This window comes from Variovorax sp. J22G73, from assembly GCF_030317035.1.
Classification (GTDB): Bacteria; Pseudomonadota; Gammaproteobacteria; order Burkholderiales; family Burkholderiaceae_C; genus Variovorax.
Genome location: NZ_JASZYK010000004.1, coordinates 220,461 through 236,884, shown reverse-complemented (window position 1 = coordinate 236,884; position 16,424 = coordinate 220,461). Strand labels below are relative to the sequence as shown.

Annotated in this window: 23 protein-coding genes and 3 tRNA genes; 10 read left to right on the top strand and 16 right to left on the bottom strand. The window is 63.7% G+C overall.

All coding sequences use genetic code 11. From position 1 onward, the window contains the following. Positions 1-6: 6 nt before the first annotated feature. The 3 genes from QTI51_RS17560 to greB all read left to right on the top strand — a co-directional run bounded on the left by QTI51_RS17560 (position 7) and on the right by greB (position 910). Positions 7-83: transfer RNA gene (locus tag QTI51_RS17560), tRNA-Arg, on the top strand. A 116-nt stretch (positions 84-199) separates the two neighbouring features. Then, positions 200-276, top strand: a tRNA-Arg gene (locus tag QTI51_RS17555). 58 nt (positions 277-334) lie between these two features. Continuing rightward, complete coding sequence (gene greB / locus QTI51_RS17550) at positions 335-910, top strand: transcription elongation factor GreB (RefSeq protein WP_165840316.1); 576 nt, start codon at positions 335-337, stop codon at positions 908-910. A 4-nt stretch (positions 911-914) separates the two neighbouring features. Here greB and QTI51_RS17545 read toward each other — a convergent pair whose 3' ends face one another. The 4 genes from QTI51_RS17545 to QTI51_RS17530 form a co-directional block, all read right to left on the bottom strand. Next, positions 915-3,170: a RelA/SpoT family protein gene (locus tag QTI51_RS17545; protein WP_116909633.1), complete on the bottom strand. Its 2,256-nt coding sequence runs from the start codon at positions 3,168-3,170 to the stop codon at positions 915-917. Between the two features lie 93 nt (positions 3,171-3,263). Then, positions 3,264-3,467: a DNA-directed RNA polymerase subunit omega gene (gene rpoZ / locus QTI51_RS17540; RefSeq protein ID WP_007835875.1), complete on the bottom strand. Its 204-nt coding sequence runs from the start codon at positions 3,465-3,467 to the stop codon at positions 3,264-3,266. Between the two features lie 38 nt (positions 3,468-3,505). Further along, entirely contained in the window at positions 3,506-4,126 is a 621-nt protein-coding gene (gene gmk, locus QTI51_RS17535; protein WP_116909291.1) for a guanylate kinase, read from the bottom strand. An 11-nt stretch (positions 4,127-4,137) separates the two neighbouring features. Beyond that, positions 4,138-5,061, bottom strand: a complete 924-nt coding sequence (locus tag QTI51_RS17530; RefSeq protein WP_116909290.1) for a YicC/YloC family endoribonuclease — start codon at positions 5,059-5,061, stop codon at positions 4,138-4,140. Between the two features lie 91 nt (positions 5,062-5,152). On the opposite strand from QTI51_RS17530, the gene QTI51_RS17525 reads away from it, so the two are divergent. From QTI51_RS17525 to QTI51_RS17495, 7 genes are all read left to right on the top strand, one after another. Continuing rightward, a complete protein-coding gene (locus QTI51_RS17525; RefSeq protein WP_116909289.1) occupies positions 5,153-6,160 on the top strand; it encodes a serine/threonine protein kinase in 1,008 nt (335 codons plus the stop codon). A 4-nt stretch (positions 6,161-6,164) separates the two neighbouring features. Then, on the top strand, positions 6,165-7,076 hold the full coding sequence (locus QTI51_RS17520) for a PP2C family protein-serine/threonine phosphatase (RefSeq protein WP_116909288.1): 912 nt from the start codon (positions 6,165-6,167) through the stop codon (positions 7,074-7,076). A gap of 54 nt (positions 7,077-7,130) precedes the next feature. Continuing rightward, positions 7,131-7,862, top strand: a complete 732-nt coding sequence (gene rph / locus QTI51_RS17515; protein ID WP_116909287.1) for a ribonuclease PH — start codon at positions 7,131-7,133, stop codon at positions 7,860-7,862. Between the two features lie 48 nt (positions 7,863-7,910). Next, positions 7,911-8,510: a non-canonical purine NTP pyrophosphatase gene (locus QTI51_RS17510; RefSeq protein ID WP_116909286.1), complete on the top strand. Its 600-nt coding sequence runs from the start codon at positions 7,911-7,913 to the stop codon at positions 8,508-8,510. A gap of 7 nt (positions 8,511-8,517) precedes the next feature. Continuing rightward, positions 8,518-9,789, top strand: coding sequence for a radical SAM family heme chaperone HemW (hemW, locus tag QTI51_RS17505; protein ID WP_207786680.1), 1,272 nt, complete (start codon positions 8,518-8,520; stop codon positions 9,787-9,789). 44 nt (positions 9,790-9,833) lie between these two features. Further along, positions 9,834-9,921, top strand: a tRNA-Ser gene (locus QTI51_RS17500). 125 nt (positions 9,922-10,046) lie between these two features. Continuing rightward, a complete protein-coding gene (locus tag QTI51_RS17495; protein ID WP_286516066.1) occupies positions 10,047-11,219 on the top strand; it encodes a tyrosine-type recombinase/integrase in 1,173 nt (390 codons plus the stop codon). Between the two features lie 60 nt (positions 11,220-11,279). Here the strand turns inward: QTI51_RS17495 and QTI51_RS17490 are convergent, their stop codons facing one another. From QTI51_RS17490 to QTI51_RS17435, 12 genes are all read right to left on the bottom strand, one after another. Then, positions 11,280-12,428 (bottom strand): hypothetical protein, encoded by a 1,149-nt coding sequence (locus tag QTI51_RS17490; protein WP_286516067.1) that lies wholly within the window; start codon positions 12,426-12,428, stop codon positions 11,280-11,282. Further along, entirely contained in the window at positions 12,425-12,847 is a 423-nt protein-coding gene (locus QTI51_RS17485) for a hypothetical protein (RefSeq protein ID WP_286547628.1), read from the bottom strand. The genes QTI51_RS17490 and QTI51_RS17485 overlap by 4 nt, the downstream gene beginning before the upstream one ends. Before the next feature lie 164 nt (positions 12,848-13,011). Next, complete coding sequence (locus tag QTI51_RS17480; RefSeq protein WP_286516069.1) at positions 13,012-13,200, bottom strand: helix-turn-helix transcriptional regulator; 189 nt, start codon at positions 13,198-13,200, stop codon at positions 13,012-13,014. A 73-nt stretch (positions 13,201-13,273) separates the two neighbouring features. After that, positions 13,274-13,915, bottom strand: coding sequence for an HD domain-containing protein (locus QTI51_RS17475; RefSeq protein ID WP_286516070.1), 642 nt, complete (start codon positions 13,913-13,915; stop codon positions 13,274-13,276). After that, positions 13,912-14,109, bottom strand: a complete 198-nt coding sequence (locus QTI51_RS17470) for a hypothetical protein (protein ID WP_286516071.1) — start codon at positions 14,107-14,109, stop codon at positions 13,912-13,914. Before QTI51_RS17470 ends, QTI51_RS17475 begins: the two co-directional genes overlap by 4 nt. A gap of 22 nt (positions 14,110-14,131) precedes the next feature. Further along, entirely contained in the window at positions 14,132-14,476 is a 345-nt protein-coding gene (locus tag QTI51_RS17465; RefSeq protein WP_286516072.1) for a hypothetical protein, read from the bottom strand. After that, a complete protein-coding gene (locus QTI51_RS17460) occupies positions 14,473-14,643 on the bottom strand; it encodes a hypothetical protein (protein ID WP_286516073.1) in 171 nt (56 codons plus the stop codon). The genes QTI51_RS17465 and QTI51_RS17460 overlap by 4 nt, the downstream gene beginning before the upstream one ends. After that, a complete protein-coding gene (locus QTI51_RS17455; RefSeq protein WP_286516074.1) occupies positions 14,640-14,801 on the bottom strand; it encodes a hypothetical protein in 162 nt (53 codons plus the stop codon). Before QTI51_RS17455 ends, QTI51_RS17460 begins: the two co-directional genes overlap by 4 nt. Positions 14,802-15,082: 281 nt before the next feature. Further along, positions 15,083-15,337, bottom strand: coding sequence for a hypothetical protein (locus QTI51_RS17450; protein ID WP_286516075.1), 255 nt, complete (start codon positions 15,335-15,337; stop codon positions 15,083-15,085). Continuing rightward, positions 15,334-15,786 carry a zinc-binding metallopeptidase family protein gene (locus tag QTI51_RS17445; protein ID WP_286516076.1) on the bottom strand — a complete coding sequence of 151 codons (453 nt, stop codon included), beginning with the start codon at positions 15,784-15,786 and terminating at the stop codon, positions 15,334-15,336. Before QTI51_RS17445 ends, QTI51_RS17450 begins: the two co-directional genes overlap by 4 nt. After that, entirely contained in the window at positions 15,783-16,133 is a 351-nt protein-coding gene (locus QTI51_RS17440) for a hypothetical protein (RefSeq protein WP_286516077.1), read from the bottom strand. Before QTI51_RS17440 ends, QTI51_RS17445 begins: the two co-directional genes overlap by 4 nt. Positions 16,134-16,137: 4 nt before the next feature. Then, positions 16,138-16,392 (bottom strand): hypothetical protein, encoded by a 255-nt coding sequence (locus QTI51_RS17435; RefSeq protein ID WP_286516078.1) that lies wholly within the window; start codon positions 16,390-16,392, stop codon positions 16,138-16,140. Positions 16,393-16,424: the final 32 nt, after the last annotated feature.

Sequence of the window (16,424 nt, the reverse complement as noted above, 5' to 3'; positions counted from 1 at the left end):
GGCTCAGCGGCTGTAGCTCAGTTGGATAGAGTACTTGGCTACGAACCAAGGGGTCGTGGGTTCAATTCCTGCCAGCCGCACCAACTCTTTAAAGCCCGGAAGATTCGTCTTCCGGGCTTTTTTCTTTTGTGACGACCGCGTGTCTGCGATCAGGTAAATCCTAAAAGGTCGAGAAAAGCGGGCTATAATTGCAAGCTGTGCGGCTGTAGCTCAGTTGGATAGAGTACTTGGCTACGAACCAAGGGGTCGTGGGTTCAATTCCTGCCAGCCGCACCACTACATAAAAAGCCCGCAACGAAAGTTGCGGGCTTTTTTCTTTTTGGAGGATTTTGCGTTGAGCAAGGCATTCACCAAGGAAACGGATTCCGACGGAGACGACGACGGCGCCGATGGCGCCCTGCCTCCGCTGCCCGCCGGCAGCAAGAACTACATCACCCCCGACGGTTACGCGCGCCTGCGCGACGAGCTTCTTCAGTTGATGGACGAAGAGCGCCCCAAGATCGTCGAGACCGTGCACTGGGCCGCCAAGAACGGCGACCGCTCCGAGAACGGCGACTACCTCTACGGCAAGAAGCGCCTGCGGGAAATCGACAGGCGCATCCGCTTTCTCACCAAGAGGCTCGAAATCGCAGAAATCACCGATCCGTCCGTGCATCACGGCCGCGATCAGGTCTTCTTCGGCGCCACGGTGCGCTACGCCGACGAGGCGGGCGACGAGCGCAGCGTCACCATCCTCGGCATCGACGAGGCGGAAAGCGCAAAGGCGCAGGTCAGCTGGATTTCTCCGATCGCTCGGGCGTTGCTGAAGGCGCGCGAAGGCGATGTGGTGAAGCTCGTGACGCCGGGTGGCGCGCACGAGGTCGAGATTATTTCGGTGAACTACCCCGCGCCGCGCCCGGCCGAAGCTTAGAGGCTCAGGGAGCAGGAACCGTCCGCGAAGCGGTCAGGACAGACGCGGTCCGCCGTGCGGCGCGCAGCACCGCATCGAGATGCGTCCGGTCGCGCACCGCGATCACGAAGCGCAGGTCGGTCGAATCCTGCGGCGTCTCGTCGGCCATTTCCACGTGCGTGATGTCCGCTTCGGCATCGGCCAACGTGGCCGCGACCCGCGCGAGCACGCCCTTGTCGTTGCGCACGGTGATGACCACGCCGGTTTCGAAAGCGCGCGTGGGTTCGTCCGCCCACTCGACGGCGAAGAAGCGTTCACTGTCCTTGTGGCGCAGGCGCTGGCCAACGCCGCAGTCTTCGGTGTGCACCACCAGGCCTTCGCCGTGCCCCAGATAGCCGACGATCTGGTCGCCGGGAATGGGGCGGCAGCACAGCGCGAAGCGCACGGACGAGTTCTCGCTGCCGTCCAGCGTGACCGCGCCCTGCGACACCGTCTCGTGCGAGATGAAGCGTTCGCGGCTCAGCAGCAGCGCGTCGGGCCGCTCGCCCAGTTCGGAGAGCATGGACACCAGCCGTTTCGCGACGATGCTGGCAATGCGCTTGCCCAGGCCAATGTCGGTCAGCAGTTCGGCGCGGGTCCGGTTGCCGGTGAAGCGCAGCAGCTTTTCCCACAGCGGCTGGTGCTCTTCGTCGTTCTCGGGCAGCTTGCTCAGCCCCTCGGCGCGCAGCGCCTGGGCCAGCAGCTTTTCGCCCAGGCCTTCCGACTCCGCGTGCGCCAGCGTCTTCAGGTAGTGGCGGATCTTGGAGCGTGCCCGCCCGGTTCGCACGAACCCGAGCCACGCCGGGTTGGGCGTGGACACCGGCGCGGTGATCACCTCGACCACGTCGCCGTTCTTGAGCTCGGTGCGCAGCGGCACCTGGTCGCCGTTGATGCGCGCGGCCGATGTGTGGTCGCCGATGTTGCTGTGAATGGCGTACGCAAAGTCGACCACCGTGGCGCCGCGTGGCAGCGCCATGATCTGGCTCTTCGGCGTGAACACGTAGACCGCATCCGGAAACAGGTCGACCTTGACGTGGTCCCAGAACTCGGCGGCGTCGCGCGTCTCGTCCTGGATGTCGAGCAGCGACTGCAGCCACTTGGTGCCCAGGCGGTCGTTGCTCGCGGCGTTGGGCTCGGCGGCCTTGTACAGCCAGTGCGCCGCCACGCCGGATTCGGCCACCACATGCATGGCCTCGGTTCGCAGCTGGAACTCCACGCTCACGCCAGCCGGACCCACCAGCGTGGTGTGCAGCGACTGGTAGCCGTTGAGCTTGGCGATCGCGATGTGGTCCTTGAACTTGCCGGGCAGCGGCTTGTACATCTGGTGCAGGATGCCCAGCCCGGTATAGCAGGCGATGACGTTCGGCACGATCAGCCGGAAGCCGTAGATGTCGGTCACCTGCGCGAAGCTCAGGTGCTTTTCTTCCATCTTTCGGTAGATGGAATACAGCGTCTTTTCACGCCCGGCGATGCGCAGCGTCATTCCGGCGGCGGAGAAGGCCGTTTCGACCTCTTTCTGCACCTTCTGGATCAGGTCGCGGCGTCGACCTCGCGCCTTGGCCACCGCTTTCGACAGCGTGGCGTAGCGCCAGGGCTTCAGGTGCCGGAACGACAGTTCCTGCAGTTCGCGATAGGTCTGGTTCAGTCCGAGGCGGTGCGCGATGGGCGCATAGATCTCGAGCGTTTCGCGCGAGATGCGGGCCCACTTCTCTCGCGGCGCGTCGGCCAGCGTGCGCATGTTGTGCGTGCGGTCGGCCAGCTTGACGAGGATGACGCGCACGTCGCGCGCCATGGCAAGCAGCATCTTGCGGAACGACTCGGCCTGGTTTTCTTCGCGGGTGTTGAACTGCAGCTTGTCGAGCTTGGTGAGCCCATCGACCAGTTCCGCCACCGGGGCACCGAAGCGTTCGATGAGTTCGGGCTTGGTGACGCCGCAGTCTTCGATGGCGTCGTGGAGCAAGGCAGCCATCAGCGCCTGCGCGTCGAGCTTCCACTCGGCGCATTGCGCCGCCACCGCGATCGGATGGGTGATGTAGGGCTCGCCGCTGTTGCGCAACTGGCCCAGGTGCGCCTCGTCGGCGAAGCGGTAGGCACGCCGCACCAGTTCGGTGTCTTCGGGGCTCAGGTAATCGAGGCGCGCCGTCAAGGCGGCGAAGCTTGCGGCGGCTGCGTTCAGCGCCGCCGGGCTCGGTTTCGGCGGGCCTTTGGGGGCTTGGGACTGATGTTTGGCTACCGCGCTCATGTCTATCACTTTAGCGTGACCGCTGTATGGACGCGTCCGGGCATAAAAAAAGCACCGCTTTGCGGTGCCTTTTCGTTGCAGGGCTGCGTCAGATCAGCCCGGCACCTTCTTGAGCATTTCGAGGCCGATCTTGCCTTCGGCGATTTCGCGCAGGGCGGTGACGGCGGGCTTGTTCTTGCTCTCGATCTTCGGTGCGTGGCCTTGGCTCAGCATGCGCGCACGGTAGGTCGCGGCCAGAACGAGCTGGAAGCGGTTCGGGATGTTGACGAGACAATCTTCGACGGTGATGCGGGCCATGATGAGAATCTTTCTGTCGGTGAGCGAGGGCTCGGGTATCAGGGGATGTTCAGTGCGGCGAATGTGTCGGCACGCGCACGGCGCTGTGCGGAATACCGGAGCCGCTGAGCGTGGACGATCGCCTTGAGATCGAAAAGCGCGCGCTCAAATAACTCGTTGATTATAACGAAGTCGAATTCCCCCGCCCGCGCCATCTCTTCGGCGGCGTTCTTCAGGCGCAGTTCGATGACCGAGGCGCTGTCTTCGCCGCGCCGTTCGAGCCGCGAACGCAGTTCTTCCCAGCTGGGCGGCAGGATGAAGATCATCACCGCGTTGGCGAAGGTCTTGCGGATCTGCAGCGCGCCCTGGAAGTCGATTTCAAGGATCACGTCCGCGCCCTGGGCGATGCGCTCCTCGACGGCGCGCTTCGACGTGCCGTAGCGGTGCCCGTGCACATGGGCCCATTCCACGAAGCCGTCCGCCGCAATCAGCGCGTCGAACTCCGACGGCGAGGCAAAAAAGTACTCGCGGCCGTGCTTTTCCTGGCCGCGCGGCGACCGGGTGGTGTGCGACACCGAGGGCTGGACGGCCGAATCGAGCTCCATCAGCGCCTTCACCAAGCTCGATTTGCCGGCGCCGCTGGGCGCCGCGACCACGAAGATATTGCCGGGGTAGTCCATTCTTTCGCTCGTCATTCGATGTTCTGCACCTGCTCGCGCATCTGCTCGATCAGCACCTTCATGTCCACGCCGATGCGCGTGAGTTCCAGCGCCGCCGACTTCGAGCCCAGGGTGTTGGCCTCGCGGTGCAGTTCCTGGATCAGGAAGTCCAGGCGCTTGCCGATCTCGCCACCCTTTTTCAGCAGCCGCTCGATCTCGTCGAGGTGCGAATTCAGCCGGGTGAGCTCCTCGGCCACGTCGATGCGGATGGCAAAGGCCGTGGCCTCGGTCAGCGCGCGGTCCTGGGCGGCCTCGGGCAGGGTGCCGCCGGTGCCGGCGGTCAGGCCCATGGCCTCCTGCCAGCGTTCCAGGAAGCGGGTGCGCTGCTGTTCGACCAGCTGGGGCACCAGCGGGCCGGCCTGCAGCACCAGGGTGCGCAACTGGCCCAGGTGGGCGTCGAGCATCTTGGCAAGCCGGGCGCCTTCGCGCTGGCGGGCCGACATCAGGCCGTCGAGCGCCTTGCCGGCGACCTCGAGCAGGTCGGCACCCCAGTCGCCGCGGGCGGCGCTGTCGCCGCCGGCCAGGCGCAGCACGTCGGCCACGCTCAGCTCCCGGGCGCCGGGCAGCCAGGCCTTGACGCTGTCCTGCACGCCGTTGAGCCGCTGGAGCAGCTTGACGGAAGGCTCGACGACGCCCGCCTGGGCGGTGTTCTCGATGGCGGCGCGCACCTCGACCTTGCCGCGCTTGAGCTTGCCCGTGAGCAGCTCGCGCAGGGCGGTTTCATGCTGGCGGAGTTCTTCCGGCAGCTTGAAGGTCAGGTCGAGAAAGCGGCTGTTGACCGAGCGGATTTCTACCCCGAGCCGGCCTGCGGCGGTAGGCCGTGCATCGGCTTCGGAGTGGCTGCCTGCGGACCCGTTCTGGCCGCTGGCGTAGCCGGTCATGCTGTAAACTGGCATTGCGCCTCACTGTGGTTTTGCTTGCATGCACCGAGGCGTCGGCACGGCGTTCGCTTGCCGCACCATCGCCTTCGGGCGAAACTCCCGGATTATGTCAAAGGTCAAGCCTACGCCCCTGTCGCCCGATACGGTCATCGGCGGATACCGCGTGATCCGCCGCCTTTCGGCGGGCGGTTTCGGCGTTGTCTACCTCGCGATCGACTCCAACGGCCAGCAGGTCGCCATCAAGGAATACCTGCCGTCCTCGCTGGCCACCCGCGGGCCCGGCGAGCTCAACCCCCAGGTGCCGCCCGAGAAGCTGTCGCTCTACCGCCTCGGCCTGAAGAGCTTCTTCGAAGAAGGCCGCTCGCTCGCCCAGATCTCGCATGCCTCGGTGGTCAGCGTGCTCAATTTCTTTCGCGAGAACGAGACCGTCTACATGGTCATGAACTACCTGGAGGGGGCCACCCTGCAGGATTTCGTGGTCACCGCGCGCGACCTGAAAAAGCAGAAGGTGTTCCGCGAGTCGACCATTCGCTCGCTGTTCGACGAGATCCTGCGCGGCCTGCGCATCGTGCACCAGTACAAGATGCTGCACCTGGACATCAAGCCGGCCAACATTTTCGTCACCGACGACGACCGCGCCGTGCTGATCGACTTCGGCGCCGCCCGCGAGGTGCTCAGTAAGGAAGGCATCTTCATCCGCCCGATGTACACCCCCGGCTTCGCGGCCCCCGAGATGTACCGGCGCGATTCGTCCATGGGCCCGTGGACCGACATCTACGCCATCGGCGCCTGCATCTATGCCTGCATGCAGGGCTATCCGCCCAACGACGCGCCGCGGCGCATCGAGAAAGACCGGCTCAGCCTGTCGCTGTCGCGCCTGCGCGGCGTGTATTCCGACAACCTCATCGAGGTGGTCGAGTGGTGCATGTCGCTCGATCCGCTGTCGCGCCCGCAATCGGTCTTCGCGCTGCAAAAGGAGCTCAGCCGCGAGGGCGAGCGCCGCTACACCAAGCTCACGGTGGGCGAGAAAGTGCGCCTGTCGATCGACAACATCCGCTCCTTCGACAAGAAGAGCCTGCCCAAGGCCGTAGCGCCCACCACGCGCCCCGCATGACATCATGAAATTCTCCGTCTTCCAGGTCAGCCGCAAGGGCGGTCGTGTCAAGAACGAAGACCGCATGGGCTATTGCTACACGCGGGAATCGGGGCTGTTCGTGCTGGCCGACGGCATGGGCGGCCACCCCGAGGGCGAAGTGGCGGCGCAGCTCGCGCTGCAGACCATTGCCGCGCTCTACCAGCGCGAGGCGCGCCCGACCGTGAAGGACGTGAAGGCCTTCCTGGCCGAGTCGGCCATGGCCGCGCACCAGCAGATCATGCGGTACGCCAGCCACAAGGCCATGCTCGACACCCCCCGCACCACCGTGGTCGCGGCCGTGCTGCAGAACTCCACCGCCACCTGGATGCACTGCGGCGACTCGCGCCTGTACGTGGTGCGCGACGGCCGCCTGCTGGTGCGCACGCGCGACCACTCCCACGCCGAGCGCCCCAAGCCCAACGCCTCCGACGCGCCCGTCAACCGCAACCTGCTGCTGACCTGCCTCGGCTCGCCGACCACGCCGCTGTTCGACGTGTCGGCGCCCATGGCGCTGCAGCGCGGCGACCGCCTCATGCTGTGCTCCGACGGCGTGTGGGGCGTGCTGGACGACGAACTCATCGTGCACACGCTGTCCTCCGGCAAGCCCGTGTCCGACGCCGCGCCCGACCTGGCCGAGATGGCGCTGCGCAAGGGCGGCTCCCATAGCGACAACGTCACCCTCATCGCGCTCGAATGGGAAATGCCCGACACCGCCGCGGCCGACGACCGCAGCGGCGTGTCCACCGAGACCATCGAGGACGGCGTGTTCGCCTCGACCATCCAGGCCGGCATGCCCTCCGACAGCGAGACCGACGACCTCGACGAAGACGCCATCGAGCGCTCCATCGCCGAGATCAACGAAGCCATTCGACGCTCCGCCGCACGCAAGACCTGAACGCCACGGCGCGCGCGGCCTTTTCCTTTTCTCTCCTTTTCCGGTTTTCAAACAATGACTGCTTTCACACGAAGCGGCGGCCGTGCCGCCGACCAGCTGCGCCCGGTGCGCATCACCCGCGGTTTCACCATCCACGCCGAGGGCTCGGTGCTCATCGAGTTCGGCCAGACGCGCGTGCTGTGCACCGCCTCGGTCGAAGAGAAGGTGCCGCCGCACAAGAAGGGCAGCGGCGAAGGCTGGGTGACGGCCGAATACGGCATGCTGCCGCGCGCCACCCACACCCGAAGCAGCCGCGAGGCCGCCAAGGGCAAGCAGACCGGCCGCACGCAGGAAATCCAGCGCCTCATCGGCCGCTCGATGCGCGCCGTGTTCGACCTCGCCATGCTCGGCGAACGCACCATCCACCTCGACTGCGACGTGCTGCAGGCCGACGGCGGCACCCGCACCGCGGCCATCACCGGCGCCTTCGTGGCCGCGCAGGACGCCGTCAACAAGCTGCTGGCCTCCGGCGCGCTCAAGGCCTCGCCCATCAAGGGGCACGTGGCCGCCATTTCGGTGGGCATCGTCAGTGGCACGCCGCTGCTCGACCTCGAATACACCGAAGACTCGGCCTGCGACACCGACATGAACGTCGTCATGACCGGCGCCGGCCACTTCGTCGAAGTGCAAGGCACGGCCGAAGGCGTGGCCTTCACGCGCGACGAAATGAACGCCTTGCTCGGCCTGGCCGAGAAGGGCATCAACGAACTCGTGACCCTGCAGCAGCAGGCACTGCTCTCCGACTGACAACAGCCACTGGCGCCCGTCGAACGGACGCCACAGCCATCCTGACTCATGAAACTGGTTCTTGCTTCCAACAACGCCGGCAAGCTTGCCGAACTCCAGCAGCTGTTTGCCGAGCTGTCCGTCACGCTGGTGCCGCAGTCGGCACTCGGCGTGGGCGAGGCTGAAGAACCCTTTCGCACCTTCGTGGAAAACGCGCTCACCAAGGCGCGCCACGCCAGCGCCGCCACCGGCCTGCCGGCCATGGCCGACGACGCCGGCCTGTGTGTCGACGCCTTCGGCGGCCTGCCGGGCGTGGACACCGCCTACTACGCCACGCAGTTCGGCTACGCCAAGGGCGACGCCAACAACGTGAAGGCGCTGCTGGAGCAACTCGACGGCGTGGCCAACCGCCGCGCCGCGCTCGTCAGCACGCTGGTTGCGCTGCGCAGCCACGACGACCCCGAGCCGCTGATTGCCGTCGGCCGCGTGGTCGGCGAGATTGCGGCGGCGCCCATCGGCGACAACGGCTTCGGCTTCGACCCCGTCATGCACCTGCCAAGCTTCGGCAAGACCTTCGCCCAGCTCTCGCCCGAAGTGAAAAACGCCAACAGCCACCGTGGCCGCGCCGCGCAGGCCATGCTCGCGCTGATGCGCGAGCGCTGGTTCTGAGGCGCCGATGGCCACCGTCTTTCCGATCCAGCCGGCGCAGTCCACGGGCCAGGCCAACGCCGTGCAGGCCAACGACGTGCTGCACTGGATGCGGCCCGGCCCGCTGCAGCTCTCGGCGCTGCCGCCGCTGTCGCTGTACATCCACCTGCCGTGGTGCTTGCGCAAGTGCCCGTACTGCGATTTCAACTCGCACGAATGGCGCGCCACCAGCGAGGCCGACATTGACGGCCTGCCCGAGGCGGCGTACATCGACGCGCTGGTCGCCGACCTGGACGCGGCGCTGCCGCTCATCTGGGGCCGCACCGTGCACACCATCTTCATCGGCGGGGGCACGCCCAGCCTGTTCTCGCCGCAGGCCATCGACCGCCTGCTGGGCGACGTGCGCGCGCGGCTCAAACTGGCGCCCGACTGCGAGATCACGCTGGAGGCCAACCCCGGCACCTTCGAGCGCAACCGCTTTCGCGCCTACCGCGCCGCCGGCGTCACGCGCCTGTCGGTGGGCGTGCAGAGCTTCAACGACGAGCACCTGAAGGCCCTGGGCCGCGTGCACGACCGCGCGCAGGCCATCGCCGCGCTCGAAGAGGCCGCGCAGGCGTTCGACACCTTCAACCTCGACCTGATGTACGCGCTGCCGGGCCAGACCATGGAAGACCTGGACGCCGACCTGAGCCAGGCGCTGGCGCTGGCGCCGCCGCATCTCTCCATCTACCACCTGACCATCGAGCCCAACACCTGGTTCGCCAAGTTTCCGCCGACCCTGCCCGAGGACGACATCGCCTACGCCATGCTCGACCGCATCACCGAGCGCACCGGGGCGCAGGGCATGTCGCGCTACGAGGTCTCGGCCTATGCGCGGGACGGCCACGTGTGCCAGCACAACCTGAACTACTGGCAGTTCGGCGACTACCTGGGCATTGGCGCCGGCGCCCACAGCAAGCTGAGCTTTGCGCACCGCATCGTGCGGCAGGTGCGCTATCGCGAGCCGCGGCTGTACATGGAGAACGCGCGCGCGGGCGCCGCGGTGTCGCAGAGCGACGAGGTGGCGCTGGCGGACCTGCCGTTCGAGTTCATGCTCAACGCGTTGCGCCTGAAGCAGGGCTTCACGCTTCCACAGTTCAGCGAGCGCACCGGGCTGGCGATGACGTCGATACAGCGCGGCCTGGAAGAAGCCGAGCGCAAGGGGCTGGTGGCGCGCGACCTGTTCCGCGTATGGCCGACCGAGCGCGGGCTGGACTTTTTGAGCGACCTGCAGACGCTGTTCCTACCCGAGGGCGACTGAGTGCGTCGGAGGGGCGACGCCGGCGGCTTAGAATCGCCGGCTCCGGAGAGTTGGGTGAGTGGTTTAAACCAGCAGTCTTGAAAACTGCCGACGTGAAAGCGTCCGTGAGTTCGAATCTCACACTCTCCGCCAGGATCAGTCTCTCGCAGTTTTTGAAAGTCCCGCGCAGCCTCTGCGACGGGACTTTTCTATTGGAGAGTTCGTCCTTTCGAGTCTTGAAAGGTCCGATGGGAGTTGGTGCCAGCCGGGTTCCGAACATGGCATCAGTCATGGTATTTTCTGCCGATACCATGACACTCACCGTTAAAGCTGTTGATGCGGCGAAGCCGCGCGAGAGGGCGTACAAGTTGGCGGATGCCCACGGCCTCTACCTCTATGTGTCGCCCAAGGGTGCAAAGAGCTGGCGAGCCAACTACACCGCAGGCGGAAAGCAGAAGACGAGGACTTACGGCCTGTACCCGGGGGTGAGCCTGGCAGACGCGCGGAAGACGCATATGGCCGGCCGTGAAGAGGCGCCGGCTCTGAAGATGGCTCCGACGTTCGAAGTGGTCATGCGCGATTGGCTGAAGGCGAAGCTGCCGACCCTTTCGAACGGCAAACATCAAATTCAAGTCGCGAACACGTTGGAGCGTTATGCGCTCCCAGCTCTCGGTAAGTTGGCTATTGACGCCATCCCAAGGTCAGAGCTTGTAAAGGTGGTACGTGAAGCACAAGCCGGCGGGAAGATTGAGACGGGGCATCGCGTGGCGAGTCGCATCTCAGCGGTCTTTGACTTTGCTCAGGACACTGGGCTGATAGAGCAACATGGTGCGGCAGGGCTCACTCGAGTGCTTGCTGCGCGCAAGACTAAAAAGCCGATGGCAAGCATTTCGCCTGAAGAAGCGGGAGAACTGATGCGGGCTATTGATGGCTACGACGACTCGGTGACGCAGCTCGGCCTAAAACTGCTCGCGCACACGTTCGTTCGGGTCGGAGAGCTGCGGGGCATGCTGTGGGGCGAGCTGAAGGAAAACGGTGCCGTTTGGGTGGTGCCCGAGGAACGCATGAAGATGCGCGTTCCGCATGTGGTGCCTCTGTCGCGCCAGGCGCGGTCCATCCTTGCTACGCTGCGCGAGATGAGCGGAGATGGTGCGCTCGTGCTCGATTCGCCAATTCATCCCGGACATCCTCTTTCCGAGAACACATTCCTATTTGCGCTGTATCGATTGGGATACCGTGGCCGGATGACCGCACACGGGTTCCGTGCCTTGGCTTCGACCGTCCTAAATGAGCGGTCTGGATTCGCTCATGATGTGATCGAGCGACAGCTCGCGCACAAGGAGACGAATGCTGTGCGAGCAGCGTACAACCGCGCAGAATATTTGAGTCAGAGGCGGGATTTAATGCAGTGGTGGTCGGATTGGCTGGATGCCTGCGTTCAAACGGATTGACTCGTATTTGAAAAGACTATGTGGCGCTAATCGCATTCCAGCCACTCTTGCAGGTCGACGTTATTGAACGATGTTGCGAGCGGCCGAATCTCGAATGTCGGCTTCAGCTTGATCTTGAGACTTTCCAAGATTCAACAAACCTTGCTCTTGAAATGCATTCAGCTTCTGGACCTGTCCCAGTAACGCTTGTACTGCTTTTGCGTAGACAATCAAATTTGGGGCGGCGTCGCGCAGCGCATCTATTCGATCTTCAACTCCGAGAAGAGTACAAATTTCGGTGCAGGAGTTCTCTAAAGCTTGCGCCTCCTCCTGAGCAAATGGAAGCTGCTCATTGGGAACCGTTGATAGATCGACTTTTCGAAGCTTATGCTTACCGATAATAGTGTTTATGATTTTGTCATACACCGCTAAGCGAGGCCATCGACCTTTTGATGAAAGAATTATTCTTGAAACATCCTCGCAAATCGACGGTAAGGCTTCTACTTCAATCGCCCCAGGCGAGGCGTAGCTGAAGCTGTCGATCTGAAGATCATGCAATGCTGGCAAGCCGCGACGTAGACTGCTAAAAAGATTGACGCGACTGTATCCGCCTGTCCATGGGGCGCGCAGCAGCGAATAAAGTCGCGCGCTCATGCTGTTGATAAATTGCGGTTTCGTAGAGTACAAGAAGGCGTACAGCTTGGCGTAAGTCCGTGAAAAGCTATCCAAGTCCTTGAAATACCATCGCCCATCGACAGGAATTAGATGCTTCGACGGCGCGAATTCCTGACGTATGTCAATGCCTTCTGCGAGTTCTGGATTGAAGAAGGATCTGTCAGAGGGCCAGTAAGCTTGAACGTCGGTGGGGTCGTCCAGTTTTATGAATCTTCGTTTAAGAGAAATGGTAGGTTCTTGAGGAATTCCCAGGTCATCAACCTTCTCGCTTCGAACGGCTGTTTCGTCCAGCATTATCACTGAAGGCGAATTTTCAATTAATGCTCGAAGACTGATTCTTTGGCTAAAAAATTCCACCAAACTAGTTCGAGGGGCTTTAATAAGCATCCATCGATTTACCTTAACCCGGTCTGTGTCGCACCAGAGATAAAGCCAGTTATCCCTCAAATCCGTATATAAAGAGAGCAGCGGTCCGTCTGCCTCAATTAGATCGCAGACATGCTCGTGCCCGTCAAACACAAAGGCAGAAACTTTCTGGCCTTCAAACTTAATCACGTGATAACTCCGGCGCCGGTGATTACGTTCGGGCCGCTAAAATCCGTTGCTTCGTGCAGATTGAAGTGTCCGTATTTGTCCGGTGGAGTAATCGACCCACTCAGAGGGTCGATTTTTACGGAGACCCAAAAAGAGCCTAGTGATTCATGGATGAAGGGATTGAATTCCCTAAGGGCCTGATATTTTTCCTCTAGCTTTTCAATGGTGGTAAACATGCTCAGTCCGTAGGCTGAACAGCAATATCCGCGGTTTTTTCCTGTAATTCGGCTGATGTCTTTTACTGCTATAGGCAGGAAATTTTCTGCCGACTCGATAGGATTTTGGGAAAAGCGATATGCAATCAACTCATCCTCAATAGGCATCGTCTTACTGGGGCAAGGTTGAAAAGCGGCAATCTTTTCTTCGTATTTGAGCTTCATTGACACAATCCGCCTGCTAGTCGCTTCGTTACGTTTAGAAGCGTTCGGCGGCATCATGGCATGGGGGTGGCTCAAGTGTCGAGCCTTCGCGCAATATTTGTGACCGACGTCATACATACCGCGGGATTTCCCTCGTTGGCGTTAGCTACGTATGAGCGGGTAGCTCACTGCTGAGCATCAGCCCCGCAGCTGCGAACAAAGCTTTGCAAGTCAGAGATCCTCCATCGCGTGACGCCTGCAATCTTTACTGGTTGTGGAAGCTGCTTCAGCTTCACTTTGTTCCAGAACGTTGAGCGGCCAATCGAAAGCATTTTTGCGGCCTCTACTGCCGGCACAAGGAGCTTTTCGTTCATTCGGTAGTTCCTGTTGGTGTTGATGGGACGTATTGAAATTGGGTGACCATTCCCGCAATGGCAATGCAGCGTGTTAGCCGAGAGCTCCCTTACGCTGCAAGTCAAGGAATCGTTGTCGAAACTGCTCTCGCCAGTCTTTCCAGGTCGCTGATTCACGCTCATGCGTATTGAGCCGTACCCAGTCCGCGGGCGCGACGGGCTGCAGTGTGTTATCGCTAAGCACGGGCCACGGCATGTGCCGTGATGGGTCGTAGGAGGTCAGGTCGCGGCGTGCCGTGGCTAGCGCCTGCAGGTCGATGGAGCGCAAAAACTCGCGATGCCCAGCGAACACTGACAGAAGCTTGAAGTGCTCGCGCACGCCCTTCGCATGCTCGGCTTCGAATGCATGCCATGCGCCGATGCCGAAGGCCATGCTGTAACTGTTCACGGCCTGCTTAGCCGGGCTGATGAGGTCATTGGTATATGCCTCATGCGCGTCGTGCAGCAACGCTGCCACCTGCACGAACACCGAGGCGCCGGCGCGCTCGGCGATGTCGCAGCTCAGCAGGCTGTGCTCGGCCACGCTGTAGGGCCGCGACGTGGCGCCGTTGAACTGGGCGACGATGGCGAGGTGGTGCGCCACGTCGTTGATGTTCACGGGGCGACCGCATGCGCCGTAGGCGGTGGGGCCGACGAGGTGGTACTCGGCGCCGCTGGCAGTGAGCATCCACGTCATTGCGCGCCCTCCGATTGCTGCTGCAGCCTGCGGACGAGCAGGGCGGCGCGGTGGTCGTTGAACACCTTCTTGAAGTGCTGGCCCGAGCGTTCGTCGAACGGGTAGCTGCATGCGAAGTTGAGCGAGTGGCCGGCCTCGGCCGCCTTCTTCGCTTCGCGCTCGATCTTGTCGAGCGACACGATGGGAAAGTTCATGGAGTCTCTGGTGAATGGGTGGCTAGGCGGCGGCGCGCGCCGGCGCGGGGGCGCGTGCGGGCAGCAACTCGCACGAGGTGATGGCGGCGTGGATTTCGGGGGCGTGAGCGCCTGGCATCGAGCGCGGGTTCGTGAGCACCAGGCGCAGGGCGTCGCCAGCCTTCAGGCCGCGGTGCTGGGCGCGCCACGCCTCGGCCTCGGGGCCGATCCAGCGCACGACGTAGACCTCGACCGCACGGGGGCCTTGGTTGTCGACGACGCGCATCTTCAGGACGAAGGCGCCAGCGTCGTTCCTGTGCTCGCTGATGGCGGGCCGCGTGGGGTGGTCCTTGCCCACGAAGAAGAGGCCCATGGTGGTCGTCGTCATTGCTGCGGACCCCGCTGCATCTCGGCGCGGATGCGCTTGAAGGTCTTGCGGATGTCCGTGGCGACGGCCGGCGTGTATTGAAAGCGGCCATCGGCGAGGCCGCCGACCGGGCCGGTATGCTGCGGCTGCTTCGGCCGACGCGGGCGTGGGGAGGTAATCACGATCATGGAACGCTCCAGCCGTAGACGCACATCGCGGCGAGCACGATGGGCAGGACGATGAAGACCGCCACTGCGGCGGCGGTCGCGAGGACGCGCGGGGACGGCGCGACAGGCGATGTCCTCATGAGGCCAACGCCGGTTTCTTGGAACGAGGTCGAGCGCATGGCCGGCCTTTCAGAAGGGGCAGGCCGCGACGGCGCGGCCCGGGGTGGTCAAGACGATTTCGAGCGCGATGTCGAGCACTTCCTCTTCTGAAGCGCCGTATCGGCTCGCGAGCAGCGCCGCGCTCATTGGGTTGTGCTCGCACAGTGGCGAGCCCGGGCGGTGCTCGTAGTGGTAGCCGCCGCACCTGCAAAGCCGGTGGCCGGTCGCGCGCAGGTGCTGAGTGAACAGCCCATAGTCACGACGGCGCGTGCGGCATTCAGGGCAGCGGAATAGCAAAGCATCACTCCCCGCACTGCGCCGAGTTGAACGACGCTTCGATGCTCGCGATGGCGTCGCGCAGCGGTTGCGTGACGCACGAGCCGCAGCCTGCGCGCTCGTAGTTCGTGATCGCAAGCCCGAGCTGCGCGCGCGCTCTTGCGAGCGCCAGCGTCCCGCATGTCTCGGCGAGGTTGCCGGATACGAGCAGGGCGCTTCTCGTGAGCGCTTGATGGCTCTCGGTGAGCTTGGTCGTGCTGTCGGCCTTTGCGGTGCTCATGCTGGGGCGACCTCCGCGCTCGGCGCCGCTGCAGGTGCTTCGGCCTTCTTCACGTCGATTTCCAGCACCAGCGAGCGGCCGAGCTTCAGGGTCACCATCGCCTCGCCGCGGCCCCAGTCGCGGCGCTCGACTTCACGGAAGCCGAGCGCGACCAATGCGTCATGCAGCGCGTTGTCGCGTGTGAGCGCGCAGGGATGCATGCGCAGCGTCTTGCCGCCGTTGTACGTCGTGAAGTCGCGGTGAGCGAAGGAGATGCCGCGGGCGGCGAGGGCGGGCACGAGCTCGTCGAGCATCGCCAGCTTAGCGCTGATGGCCTTGATTTCCGCGAGCCTGCAGTGGTAGTCGTAGCCGGCTTTGGCGAGGGCCAGTTCCTGCAGCGTGCGAGGCTCACGCCCTTCAATCTTGAGGTGCGATTGCCACTCTTTAATGAGGCGGGGGCGCGTCGTCATGCAGCGCTCCCGGCAGACAGGTTGAGGGCGTCGATTTCGCTGTTGAGCTTGCGTGCTTGCTCGGCGAATCCGGCTGCAGCCGGGTGCGCCGGCACGTCCTCGTTGTAAGGCGCAACGGTCGCGTCCACGAGGCCCGGCAAGCTGATGCTGCCGAGCTTCAGTGCCTTGTTGGCGAGCGGCACGCCCATGGCCTGCCAGTTCGCCACGCCGGCGGCGCTGCAGCGGTAGAACGCCTGGCGGCGGCCCCGGATGGTGCGGACCCAGATGTCTACGCGCGCCGAGCTGGTGGCCGCATGGCGCGTGGCGGCGCGGCTGTCGGAAGCGTGATTGATTTGTGCGCGTGCCACGGCATCAGCCCTCGATGCGGGTGGCTTCGATCACCGGGCAGCCGGTGACCTTCTGCGCGAGGTCGAGCGCCTGCTCGGCATTTGCGGCGCAGAACTGCACGGACGGCGCCGCGCCCGTGTCCGAGGGGTTCAGGTGGCCGAGGGCGTCGCGCGGCGTGTAGCTGCAGCGGTAGCGGCGGTGACCGTCAGCCTTTGCGGCGGGCGCGAGAGCGGGGCGGTGTGCCGCTCGCGAGGGTTGTTTGCGTGCAGTGAGGTCCATGTCCATCTCCGAGTTGGGATGGATGGATTCTC

Bases quoted from the DNA above. Each gene is read 5' to 3' on its own strand.
- QTI51_RS17545 (WP_116909633.1), bottom strand. From the start codon at position 3,170: ATGAGCGCGGTAGCCAAACATCAGTCCCAAGCCCCCAAAGGCCCGCCG.
- rpoZ (WP_007835875.1), bottom strand. From the start codon at position 3,467: ATGGCCCGCATCACCGTCGAAGATTGTCTCGTCAACATCCCGAACCGC.
- gmk (WP_116909291.1), bottom strand. From the start codon at position 4,126: ATGGACTACCCCGGCAATATCTTCGTGGTCGCGGCGCCCAGCGGCGCC.
- QTI51_RS17530 (WP_116909290.1), bottom strand. From the start codon at position 5,061: ATGCCAGTTTACAGCATGACCGGCTACGCCAGCGGCCAGAACGGGTCC.
- QTI51_RS17525 (WP_116909289.1), top strand. From the start codon at position 5,153: ATGTCAAAGGTCAAGCCTACGCCCCTGTCGCCCGATACGGTCATCGGC.
- QTI51_RS17520 (WP_116909288.1), top strand. From the start codon at position 6,165: ATGAAATTCTCCGTCTTCCAGGTCAGCCGCAAGGGCGGTCGTGTCAAG.
- rph (WP_116909287.1), top strand. From the start codon at position 7,131: ATGACTGCTTTCACACGAAGCGGCGGCCGTGCCGCCGACCAGCTGCGC.
- QTI51_RS17510 (WP_116909286.1), top strand. From the start codon at position 7,911: ATGAAACTGGTTCTTGCTTCCAACAACGCCGGCAAGCTTGCCGAACTC.
- hemW (WP_207786680.1), top strand. From the start codon at position 8,518: ATGGCCACCGTCTTTCCGATCCAGCCGGCGCAGTCCACGGGCCAGGCC.
- QTI51_RS17495 (WP_286516066.1), top strand. From the start codon at position 10,047: ATGGCATCAGTCATGGTATTTTCTGCCGATACCATGACACTCACCGTT.
- QTI51_RS17485 (WP_286547628.1), bottom strand. From the start codon at position 12,847: ATGAAGCTCAAATACGAAGAAAAGATTGCCGCTTTTCAACCTTGCCCC.
- QTI51_RS17480 (WP_286516069.1), bottom strand. From the start codon at position 13,200: ATGAACGAAAAGCTCCTTGTGCCGGCAGTAGAGGCCGCAAAAATGCTT.
- QTI51_RS17475 (WP_286516070.1), bottom strand. From the start codon at position 13,915: ATGACGTGGATGCTCACTGCCAGCGGCGCCGAGTACCACCTCGTCGGC.
- QTI51_RS17470 (WP_286516071.1), bottom strand. From the start codon at position 14,109: ATGAACTTTCCCATCGTGTCGCTCGACAAGATCGAGCGCGAAGCGAAG.
- QTI51_RS17465 (WP_286516072.1), bottom strand. From the start codon at position 14,476: ATGACGACGACCACCATGGGCCTCTTCTTCGTGGGCAAGGACCACCCC.
- QTI51_RS17460 (WP_286516073.1), bottom strand. From the start codon at position 14,643: ATGATCGTGATTACCTCCCCACGCCCGCGTCGGCCGAAGCAGCCGCAG.
- QTI51_RS17455 (WP_286516074.1), bottom strand. From the start codon at position 14,801: ATGCGCTCGACCTCGTTCCAAGAAACCGGCGTTGGCCTCATGAGGACA.
- QTI51_RS17450 (WP_286516075.1), bottom strand. From the start codon at position 15,337: ATGAGCACCGCAAAGGCCGACAGCACGACCAAGCTCACCGAGAGCCAT.
- QTI51_RS17445 (WP_286516076.1), bottom strand. From the start codon at position 15,786: ATGACGACGCGCCCCCGCCTCATTAAAGAGTGGCAATCGCACCTCAAG.
- QTI51_RS17435 (WP_286516078.1), bottom strand. From the start codon at position 16,392: ATGGACCTCACTGCACGCAAACAACCCTCGCGAGCGGCACACCGCCCC.